At 64.4% G+C, this 10,745-nt stretch carries 7 protein-coding genes; 5 read left to right on the top strand and 2 right to left on the bottom strand.

Features of this window, described 5'->3' with window-relative positions:
- Positions 1-277: 277 nt before the first annotated feature.
- Positions 278-1,684 carry a glycoside hydrolase family 28 protein gene (locus OB08_RS13190; RefSeq protein ID WP_461475448.1) on the bottom strand — a complete coding sequence of 469 codons (1,407 nt, stop codon included), beginning with the start codon at positions 1,682-1,684 and terminating at the stop codon, positions 278-280.
- The gene (locus OB08_RS13195) at positions 1,681-3,402 is read right to left on the bottom strand and encodes a glycoside hydrolase family 36 protein (protein WP_461475450.1); all 1,722 of its coding nucleotides are present in this window, start codon (positions 3,400-3,402) and stop codon (positions 1,681-1,683) included. Before OB08_RS13195 ends, OB08_RS13190 begins: the two co-directional genes overlap by 4 nt.
- Positions 3,403-3,496: 94 nt before the next feature.
- On the opposite strand from OB08_RS13195, the gene OB08_RS13200 reads away from it, so the two are divergent.
- From OB08_RS13200 to OB08_RS13220, 5 genes are all read left to right on the top strand, one after another.
- Positions 3,497-4,408: an alpha-L-fucosidase gene (locus OB08_RS13200; protein ID WP_461475452.1), complete on the top strand. Its 912-nt coding sequence runs from the start codon at positions 3,497-3,499 to the stop codon at positions 4,406-4,408.
- A gap of 1,067 nt (positions 4,409-5,475) precedes the next feature.
- The gene (locus OB08_RS13205) at positions 5,476-7,533 is read left to right on the top strand and encodes an alpha-amylase family protein (protein ID WP_461475454.1); all 2,058 of its coding nucleotides are present in this window, start codon (positions 5,476-5,478) and stop codon (positions 7,531-7,533) included.
- A 19-nt stretch (positions 7,534-7,552) separates the two neighbouring features.
- Entirely contained in the window at positions 7,553-8,872 is a 1,320-nt protein-coding gene (locus OB08_RS13210; protein WP_461475456.1) for an ABC transporter substrate-binding protein, read from the top strand.
- Positions 8,873-8,881: 9 nt separating this feature from the next.
- Entirely contained in the window at positions 8,882-9,880 is a 999-nt protein-coding gene (locus OB08_RS13215) for a carbohydrate ABC transporter permease (protein WP_461475458.1), read from the top strand.
- 2 nt (positions 9,881-9,882) lie between these two features.
- Entirely contained in the window at positions 9,883-10,716 is an 834-nt protein-coding gene (locus tag OB08_RS13220; RefSeq protein ID WP_461475460.1) for a carbohydrate ABC transporter permease, read from the top strand.
- Positions 10,717-10,745 lie beyond the last annotated feature (29 nt).

A 10,745-nucleotide genomic window follows, 5' to 3' on the forward strand; every position in this document is an offset into this window, starting at 1 on the left:
CGCCGACAACGACGGCCCGGCCCTGGCGGCGCTCCTCCCGGGCAGAAGATTCGGCGCCCCTTCACCATTTCGATCGTCGGTGCCGACGCCGTACCGGCCTCGTCCCCTCCGCCTCGTCTAGACGAGATCGCGCTCCTGGGCGCGGGCGTCGTGCGACCGGTCGACTGCGGCGAGAATGCCATCGCTTTCTCGATACGCACATGAGTCTGACCTACGCGCCGGATTCCATCACTTTCTCGCAAACCGGCCGATTGCTCTCTCGGCTCAAGTCCGAGACTCAGGGCGAAGTCGAGTCCGGGCGGCAGTCGGATCGGCCGTCGCTCGCCTCGCCGCATCGCGTTCCCGTCTTCCCGGGCGCCGAGTTGATCGACACTTCCGCCACATCGCTGGCGAACAGGGCGGCGTCACCGGAGGTATCGCTGCGGAGAAAATCGCAGGCAGCGATGCGGAGTTCCTCGACGTGTCGGGCGAAGAGCGCGCCCCCCGGAACCGAGACCTCGAGCAGGCGATACTCCGGCCACCAGCCGTTCAAGACCTCCGTCGTAAACTCAGGGATTTGAGCGACCGAGGACGCTTCGACCCGGGGTGCGGGCGATGCGCTCGCGAAGATCACGACGCCTTCGAAGGAGAAGCGTCCGAGCCGGTGACCGGGGAGACCGGAAAGGAATATTGCGCTCGAGAGCGATGGTGCAGGATCCCGCACCTTGACGTCGTCGAATCTGATGCGGTCGATTTGTCCGATCGGCGGCACATCGGCTCCGTACTCGGTGGACACGGGTTGTTGGGTGAGGGTTGCGAAAAGCGGTCGAACGCAGTCGACCAGCTCGCATTTCGTGACCAGAACGTCGCTGATATCGCCCCCCTCGCACGACTGAATTTTTACTGCTCCATCGCCGATTCCCCGGAACGTGCACTGCTCAATGGTGACCCCGGTGATGTCTGCCCGGGAGAGGAGGCCGATGCGGACACCTGCCCACGCGCTTGTGAAAGTGCAGTCCTCCAAGCGAATGTTCCCGCTCGGGTATGTGGTACTCGACGTCTGTACGCAGACGCAGTCGTCGCTCGTGACGAATTCACAACGGCGGACGAAGACATCGGTGCACCCGTCGAAGTCAAGCCCATCGCCGTTGTCATTCGCGATAGCGGAGATGCTGATTCCGGTGATGCTGACGCGTTGGCAGTACAGGAAGGCTGCCGTCCACGACGCCGCATTGACCAGACGCACTCCTGATGCCGTCACGTCGGTGCACCGCAGCAGCCGGATCATCATGGGCCGGTTGCGGTCGGGATCCTCGGCGTTCGGGAATACCGATCGATGCCCCTGCCCGTCGATCGTGCCGGACCCGGTGATGGAGATGGAGCGAGCATCTTCGGCGTAGATGAAGCACCGATCCATGTGAGGCTCACCGCGGTACATGTTGCGATGCGTGTCCGGCGAGTAGTCGGCAATTTGCGTAGAGGCGAGCAGCACCGCCCCCTCGTCCAGATGAAGGTTGACCCCGCTCTTGAGGCGCAGCGTGCCGCTAAGGTATCGGCGCGTAAGGTGCACGACGCCGCCTCCTACACGCCAGCACGCATCGATCGCAGCCTGGATGGCGGCGGTATCAAGGTGTCGCCCGGTCCCCGCAGCGCCATAGTCCTCAGGGCGGTGGATCGGCCCTACGGTTCCGCTCGCCGCGGTCACGGGGATCGCTCCAGGACCACGCAGGACATAGGTTCGACACGCACCGGATGAATCGCAGACTCGCCGGTCCAGAAGTCGTCCGCTTCTTCGAGCACGTCGAAGGTGGCGGTGGAGTCGGTGGGGTTGAAGAGGAACTCGAGCCGCCGACCGTCACGGGTGGTTCCCCGGATCACCCCGTCCGGATCGCGCCGCGCCACGACGCCGGGAGTGGCGAGGAGCTTGGTGACCGCGGCGACATCCGCCTCGGTGAATCGAGCCACGTCGTCGCCGGAGAACAGGGAGCCGCCCATGGCCAGCACGTACGACATGTGGTAGCGGAACTGGGCGGTGGTCAGCACGTTCTTGCCCTGGTTCTTGACGACGAAGCAGTCAGGATCGTTGATCCACAGCCGGCCGTTCTGCCAGAGCCGACCGAACCCCTCGGCGGTCAGCGATCGGAATGTCGACCAGTCACGGTCCACATCGCCGGTCACCCGCATCCCGTCGACGAGGCCGAAGCTCGGCCAGATGGGCGCGTTGCACCCTAGGAGGAAGGAGTCGGCGCCGATCGCACTGCGGATCGCGGTCATCCCTGCCCGGTAGGACTGTACGGACGTGACCGTCGGATCGTGTCGCACTCCCCACGGCAGCGCGCCCCAGACGAGTGCGTCGAGCTTGAAATACCGGATGCCCCACTCGTGCCGCATCGTGCGGAAGCAGTCCGTGATGTAGCGGAGAGCATCGGGATGAGTCACGTCGAGCACGAACCACGGCGGATTCCGCCAACCCGCGAAGGTGTTGTCCCCCGAGCGCCACGGTCCGCCGGAGAGATCGCGGACGAACCAGTCCGGGTGCTCACGGAAGACCCGAGACGATGCCTCGGCGATGAAAGGCGCGAGCCAGATCGCCGGTTCGAAACCGCGGCGCCGCCATTGCTCGGCCGCCTCCGCCATGCTGCCGCCGTCTTCTTTCGGGATCAGCCAGTCGCCCAGCGCTGCTTCGTAGCCGTCGTCGACCTGGACCAGCGACAGGGGGAGATGACGTTGAGCGATGGCATCGACGTTCCGAGCCACATCCTCCTCCACCACCTCATCCCAGTACCAATACCACGAGCACCATCCGGTGGGGATACTCCGGGCTTCCCCTCCCGGCCGTGGCGGGAGTTGTTCTGCGAGGATGTCGAGCGCCGCCGAGCGATTTGGCGCCTGCACGTAGAGCACCTTCTCCAGCGGCACGCGTTCGCCGGGACCGAGGACGGTTCCCTCAAGCAGCAAGACGAACTCGATGTGGGATGCGCTGGCGCGGACCTGACCCGAGAATCGCTCGCATGTCGTGAACGCAAACAGGTGGGATTCGCCGGGAGACGCGTCCACAACCAGTGTTCCGTAGGCGACGAAGCATCCTTCCGGCTCCGGCAGTCTGTAATGAGCCATGTCGGCGTAACCGCCGACGGTCTCTCGGGAGCCGAGGGTCCCTTCGTAGTGGCAGAGCATCTGGAAGCTTTCCCCGTATGCGGGGGACGCCGGAGAAAAGTCGTGCGTGGTCGAGGCCAGCGTCACCTCGTCGACTCGCACGGGATGAGAACCCCTATTCTCCAGGGTGGAATGGCAGGTGTTGCCGATCCACTCGCGGAGGAGAACGAGATCGCCGATCGCCTCCGGTCTAGTCGGCGCTTGCAACTCAGTGTTGCGAAGCGATTGAAGCAGATCGCTGCCGGTGACCGCGAGTTCGTCTTCCATACGACCTCTATCGCTCTAAACATGGGATGACTACGTCATCTACATTAGTGCCACGCCGCTCTGGGGTGACAACATTCATGCAAAGATAGGATGTATGACGCGGTTCTTCACAGAGTCGACAGAGCGGACGTTCGGACTCTTCTTTCATTTCCTGCCCTCCAACTCCGTAGCATTTGACATGAGAATCTCGAGATTCGACGTCGCCAGATTCGTCGCCCAGTGCGCCGACGTCGGTGCCACCTATCTCGTTTTCACCCTCGGTCAGAGCCACGGCTTCTTGAACGCGCCGAACAGTGCATACGAACGTCTCACCGGCTCCGCACGCGGAACTAGGACTCCTGAGCGAGATCTCGTTGGTGAGATCATCGACGCTGCGGCCGGGGCCGGACTTGCGACCTTGCTGTATACGTCGGCACTCGCAGGGAAGCATGACGTCGCAGCGGCTCACGCTCTAGGGTGCACCGGGTCGCCCGATGGACCGACAGAAGACTTCCGCATCACTGACCGTTTCGCGTCCAATTGGGCCGCCGTCCTGGAGGACTTCTCCCGGCGCTACGGTCCCGCCGTGCGAGGGTGGTGGGTGGACGGCTGCTACCCCTGGGTCGGATTCGGCCAGGCCACCGCCGATCTGTATGCGAGCGCCCTCAAGGCCGGAAATCCGGATACGGAGATCAGTTTCAATCATGGAGAAGGGCTGGCGCGCGTGGAGTTCTCCGCGGCGACCTTCACCGCCGGTGAGTTCGACTTCCTGTTCGAGCCCACAGCGGCCGTCTCGTCACAGCTTCCGACGACATGGCATCAGCTATCCCACATCACCGAAGACTGGGGGCGCGGGCCGCTCGTTTACGACGCGGCGGATGTCGCTCGTCATATCCGCGGCGTAAACGAAGCCGGCGGATTCGTGACGCTGGACGTTCCGCTGAGCATTCCGATGCTCGGCGACCAGATCCGCCCCGACGCCCGATCGTGGTTGGATAGCCTCTCCCAGCGCCTCACCGCACCCTAACGATCGTCGACCAGGTTACCGGCAGCCATGGGCAGTGTTGCGAGTTGCCCGGCGAGGCGGGAACCGAGGGCGCGGCGGCGTTCGCGCGGGTGACCACGACTGCCTGTTAGTTGGGCGGGGCGACGATCTCGCGCGCCCATCCTTGCACTTGCGTGGGCGCGAGTTGGAGCATTTTTTGCGAATCGCCGCTCGATGCGGCGCGGCAGCTCAAGCGAGTGACGAGTAGCGATGCGGGAGGTAAATGATGGCGGAGTGGTCCATTCGTGGCCCGATGGTCGTTCAGGGCCGGGGCGAATCTCAGCAGTCCGTGAACACCGTTGCAGACCAAAGTAATCTGGGCGGCGAGGTCATCGTCGAATCCGCAGAGCATCGTGAGCCCGGCAGCTGCTCGTCGGCCACCTAGATCGAACGTAGTAAGTGCGGCACGATGTCCAACGCGTGGCGCTGGGCTTTCGCAACGTCGTGGCCGACGAACACATCGACCTGAGCGTAGTTTTTCGATCTGTGTAACCGGTGTGCTCCGTGGTTCGGTCGAAGGCCAGCTGCGACCGTGCGTCGCGGCATCCACGTCACGAAGGGCCTCGAGCGTGCTCGGGCCTGGCCCCATCAGCGATGACCCGGCGCCACCTAGGCTCGATGAATACCCCTGGGTCATTCGTGGGGGACAGGGCCAAATCATCCCTAGCCCGGCCGGCTGCCCCAGACGCCCATCATGGCGCCTAAGGCGAGGTCGACCGGCACGACGGGTGGCCAGATTGAGACCCTATCGGCGCGTGACGCCATAGGTCACCGGCTGATTGACGCGATGCCGAAAAGAGCAGCGATAGGGTCTGATTCGCCCTGGCGAGGATGACTCAGTGCCTTCCCGCTGCTGACCAGATACGTCCGGCACTCCAGCCCCCACCTGAGCTGCTATACACGCTTCCTGACGGCTGATAGATCCCATGTTCAGAGCGAAAATCCCGTTCCTCCGAGACCAGACCGCGGCTTGACCGGCGAAACATCCCATGTCTATGCTGAGAAACGGCCGATAACTCCGGTCGACGTTTGATAAGGAAGTCCTATCGATGCATCACTCTCCCCAACCGGGCGCCCTGCCAGCGGTCCCCCGTCGAGCGGTGCACCTCGACTTCCATACGTCGCCCCTCATCCCCGACGTCGGCCGGGCCTTCGACACTGAAGAATTCGCTGCGCGTCTCCGGCTGATGAGAGTCGACTCGGTGACGCTCTTCGCAAAGTGCCACCACGGCCACCTGTACTACGAAACCGACAGGCCGGAGCGACACCCGGGCCTTGCGGGCGCATCCGACCTGTTGCGCTCGCAGGTCGAAGCGGCCCGCTCCGCAGGCGTTCGGAGTCCGCTGTATCTGAGCGTGCTCTTCGACGAGTTCGCGGCCGCCGCGCGCCCCGAGTGGGTCGCGGTCGACGAGAGCGGCGCGCCTGTCCGCGTCGAGACCGACGCGGGACCTGGGTGGCATGTCATGGACATGTCCTCGGGCTATGCCGATCACCTGGCCGCGCAACTGTCCGATGTCCTCGATCACTTCGACGACGCCGACGGCTTCTTTTTCGACATCTGCTTTGACCAGATCAGCTTCTCATCAACGTTCAACCGGCTGATCGAGCGGCATGATGTGGCCGGCCCGGAGGCCCGATCCGGGGCGGCGAGGGCGCTGTCGCATGACTACATGCGTCGGCTCCGCGACCAGGTCAGCGCCGGACGCGCCCACGACGGTGCGGCGCGCAGCGTCTTCTTCAACTCCCGCCCTCGACTGCGAGACGACGACGGGGTCTTCGACACCCACGACGAGATCGAAGCGCTGCCCACGGGCGGGTGGGGCTACACATACGCGCCCTACGTCGCGCGCAACGTCCTTCCCGTGCAGCCCCGAGCGCTCGGGATGACGGGACGATTCTTCGGGAGCTGGGGCGACAGCGGCAGCCTCCATCCTGCAGCGGCATTGCGCTACGAAGCGCTCCAGATGGTGGCGCTGGGGCTGGGTGTCAGCATCGGAGACTCGCTGCCCGCGAGCGGCCGATCACACCCCGCCGTCACCGACCTGATCGCGGACACCTTCGCGTATGTCGAGTCAGTCCAGTCGGTGTCGTCCGGCTTCACCCGCGTCGTCGACATCGCCGTCCTGCGCGTGCGCCCTTCCGGCACCGACGTTCATGTCGTCGATTCGCCGGGCGCAGGCGAATTGGGTGCGCTGCGCATCCTCGGCGCCTCAGGAGTGGGGTTCGACTTCGTCGCGCCAGACCACGACCTCTCCCGCTACGACGTGGTGGTCGTCCTCGCGGATGTTCCGCTCGATCCCTCGCTTCTCGAGCGCCTCGCTGCCGTCGCCGGATCAGGGCGGCGTGTCCTTTTGTCGGGCCACCTGGCCGCCGACGGTGGCTGGGCCGCAGAGATCCAGGGCCTCACGGCCTCGCCGGAGCCGCACTTCAGCCAGGAGTTCATCCGCCCGGTCACGGGCCGCACCGGACTCCCCGACTTCGACTTCGCTGTTCACGAGACCGTCCTGCGGGCCCATGCCGCGGCTGAGACGGTCGAACTGGCCCACGTCACCGAGCCGTATTTTGATAGGAGCCCGGATCGCTTCAGCGGGCATGAGTACACGCCCGCCGGACGAGCGACCGCCTACCCGGCGGCGGTGGCGTACCGCCAGACACTGACATTCCTCTTCCCGGTGTTCGAGGCGTACGGCCGAATGGGCATCCCAGAGCTCGCCGCGCTCGCCCGTTCGGGGATTGATCTCTTGTTGCCGACGCCGTCGGTGCGTCTGACTGGACCCTCGCATCTCGACGCATCGCTGCTGCGTTCCGCCGACGATTCGCTCCTGCTGCATCTGCTGTCCTACCTGCCGGCGCGACGCTCCCAATCCCCGGCGGAGACCGTGAGCGATCCAGTACCGGTCGAGCGGTGCCAGATCGAGCTGCGGATCGCCTCTCCGCCGGGCACCATCGTGCAGCTTCCTGAGGATCGCGAACTGGCTTTCACCTACGTGGAGGGCTACGTCCGGTTCGAACTCTCCTTCTCCTCCGGGCACACCATGGTGCTTGTGAGGCCCCGTCGTCGCCCGGAGACGACGGGAGCAGTCGACGGTGACTGTGTTATCGAATGATCAAGAAAGGAATGTCCTGATGTCGCGTTCTCGTGTGGTGGTGGCTTCTGCGGTGGTTGCGGGGCTTGGTGTGGTGTTGGCGGGTTGTTCTGCTGCGGGTTCGGATGAGGAGGAGGTGGTGACGATCACGGTGCAGCAGCAGGCGAATTGGGAATCGATGATGGAGGTGTTGGTTCCGGCGTTCGAGGAGGCGAATCCGGGGATCAAGGTGGAGTTGTCGACGATTGATGCGGATACGCGGAACTCGACGAATACGCAGATCATCACGGGAAACAATCCGCCGGATGTGGTGTTGGTGGGTCAGAACGCTCCGGTGTATCTGGAGACGGTTGAGAATGGCGCGTTGCTGGATCTCACGGATGTGTGGGAGTCGGCGGATCTGTATGACCGGTATTCGCAGGGCACGGTGGATTCGCTGCAGTATGACGGGACGCCGTATCTGGTGGGTATCGCGGGGATCTACTACGACATCGTGTTCTATAACAAGGGGATCTTCGAGGAGGCGGGCGTCAGTGAGCCGGTGGACAACCGCATCGTTGATGACGCCGAATTGATCTCGATCGCGGATACGGTGCGGGCGGCCGGGTATGACCCGCTCGCGGTAGGGGGGGCGGATGCGTTCCAGTGGGGTTGGCAGTTCGATCAGTTGCTGCAGAGCGCGGCGACCGAGGAGGAGATGGCGAACTATCTGACGTCATGGAACCCGGATGTCGAAGTGACGGCGGAATACACCGATCCGGCGGTGGAGGATTCGATCGAGCGGCTGCAGAAGTGGGCTGATGCCGGCGTGTATCAGGATGGTTATCTGGGTCAGAACTACGACGCTGCTCAGGCGTTGTTCTTCCAGGGGCAGGCGGCGATGCTGCTGGGTGGGACGTTCACTCCGGGTGCGATCGACACCAATGGTGCGGGGATCGAGTACGACTGGTTCTTGCTGCCCTCGGGTGGGGATGAGGCTCCGTCGGAGTTGATGACCTATCTGGGTGAGGCGATGGCGATCCCGGCGGATGCGGAGCACCCGGATGAGGCGAAGAAGTTCCTGGAGTTCTGGATGTCCGATGAGATGCAGGCCGAAGCGGTGGCGAACTCCGGTTTCTCACTGCCGGCTGTGACTTCGCTGGATGTGAACGATCTGCCCGGGGTGTCGGACGTGGTCAAGGAGATGGTGGCTGATGCGGGCGAGAACGGTGCCCCGGTGGGGTGGACTTCCGCCGTACCGGGCGCGTTCGGGCAGACGCCGTTGGGAACCGACATCGCCTCGATGCTCTCGGGTCAGCTCACCGCTGAGCAGGTCGCGCAGAACCAGCAGGATCGTCTCGACGAGATCCGCGCCGAATAGTCCTCACGAGTGAATCGGGTGGGAGAGGGCCGGTGTGCCCTCTCCCACCCCGATGGAGATCCCATGACACAAACCGCGACCGCTCCGGACCGTTCCACTCCTCCCGAGCCACTTCCGCCGACCACGTCCACGCGAAGCGCCGCGCAGCGCCGCAAGGCCTTGCTGATCTGGGCGGTGATCTCGCCCGCGATTCTGCTGATCGCGTTGTTCTTCGTCATCCCGGTCATCCAGGCGGTGCGGATGAGCTTCTCGGAGTGGGGTGGTGTGGGGGAGATCACCTTCGACGGGTGGGACAACTACCAAGACACGGTGCAATCGGGACTGTTCTACCGTTCCCTCTTCATCACGTTGGTGTTCGCGGTGATCTCCAGCGCGGGAATCGTCACGATCGCCACGCTCCTGGCCGCCGCGGTCAGTCAAGGCGTGCGAGGATCACGGTTTTACCGAGTGGTCTGGTTCGTGCCCGCCGTGGCGCCCTCCGCCGCGGTCGCGGTGTATTGGAACACCGCGTTCCAGCCCGGCACCGGCACGTTCAACGCGTTGCTGGGTGCGGTGGGTCTGAGCGACCGCACAACCTTGCTCGCCGACCCGGCGACGGCGTTGATCCCGGTGATCTTCGTTAACGTGTGGGTCAGCGTGGGGTTCGCGTTCCTGCTGCTTCTGGGAGCGATGGAAGCGATCCCGACCTCCGTCTACGAAGCAGCCCGGATCGACGGCGCCGGCCGGATCCGCCAGTTCTTCTCCCTCACCCTTCCCCTGGTCCGCCCCGTGCTCGCGATCGTCGCGACCCTGCAGCTGATCTGGGCCTTCAACAACTTCACCATCGTGTGGGGACTGACCCGCGGCGGACCCGGAGAGGCCACCACCACCCTGCCCGTCCTGGTGTACCGGGCAGCGTTCCTCGAGGGCGACTACGGCGCCGCCACCGCAGTTGCGGTCATCTCCGGGACCTTCCTCATCATCGTCGGCTTCATCGCGATGCGATTCAGCCAATCTAGGCAGGCATGACAATGAAGAAACTCACCACCGCTCTCTCCCAGATCCCGCTGGTCTTCTGGACCCTCCTTACCCTGGTCCCCTTCGTCTTCATCACCCTGCTCGCCTTCCGACCCCAGCGAGACATCTTCGCCTACCCCCTCGGCATCGGCGGGGAGTGGACCCTGGACAACTTCGCCGTCGCCTGGGAAGGACCCGCCGGCGGAGAAGGACTCGCGACCTACTTCCTCAACTCCGCCATCGTTGCCGTCTCCGGGCTGATCATCAACCTCGGCGTCGGCGCCCCCGCCGCCTACTTCTCCAGCCTCCTCGGACCCCGCGGCCGCCAACGCTTCCTCCGCGTCTTCCTCGCGGCCACCGTCGTTCCCCTCGTCCTGCTCGTCGTCCCCTACTTCCAACTCTTCGACAGCCTCGCCATAGTCAGCAATCCCCTCGCCGTCGGCATCGCCTACGGCGTCATCGCCCTGCCCACCACGATCCTCGTCCTCCACGCCTTCTTCGTCGACTTCCCCGCCGAACTCGTCGAAGCCGCCGCCATCGACGGACTCACCCATTGGGGAGCCTTCACCCGCATCGTCCTTCCCCTCTCCCTCGGCCCCATCGTCGGCGTCGGACTGCTCGCCCTGGTGTTCATCTGGGGAGAAGCGCAACTCGGCATCGTCCTGCTCCAACAAGCCAGCTCCCAAACCATCCCCGTCGGCCTCCTCGGCTTCCGCGGCCAGTTCTACACCGCCCTCGGCCCCATCTTCGCCGGCCTCGCCCTCGCCTCCATCCCCATCATCATCATCTACCTCCTCCTCAACCGACACATCACCAAAGGCATCGCCCTCGGAGGCGTCTTCCGATGACACCCACCCCCCTGCCTGCATCGATGACA

The organism is Microbacterium sp. HJ5, assembly GCF_054824025.1.

What these genes read in the sequence shown, in the direction of transcription:
- OB08_RS13195 (WP_461475450.1), bottom strand. Translation starts at nt 3,402, where the DNA reads ATGGAAGACGAACTCGCGGTCACCGGCAGCGATCTGCTTCAATCGCTT.
- OB08_RS13200 (WP_461475452.1), top strand. Translation starts at nt 3,497, where the DNA reads ATGACGCGGTTCTTCACAGAGTCGACAGAGCGGACGTTCGGACTCTTC.
- OB08_RS13205 (WP_461475454.1), top strand. Translation starts at nt 5,476, where the DNA reads ATGCATCACTCTCCCCAACCGGGCGCCCTGCCAGCGGTCCCCCGTCGA.
- OB08_RS13210 (WP_461475456.1), top strand. Translation starts at nt 7,553, where the DNA reads ATGTCGCGTTCTCGTGTGGTGGTGGCTTCTGCGGTGGTTGCGGGGCTT.
- OB08_RS13220 (WP_461475460.1), top strand. Translation starts at nt 9,883, where the DNA reads ATGAAGAAACTCACCACCGCTCTCTCCCAGATCCCGCTGGTCTTCTGG.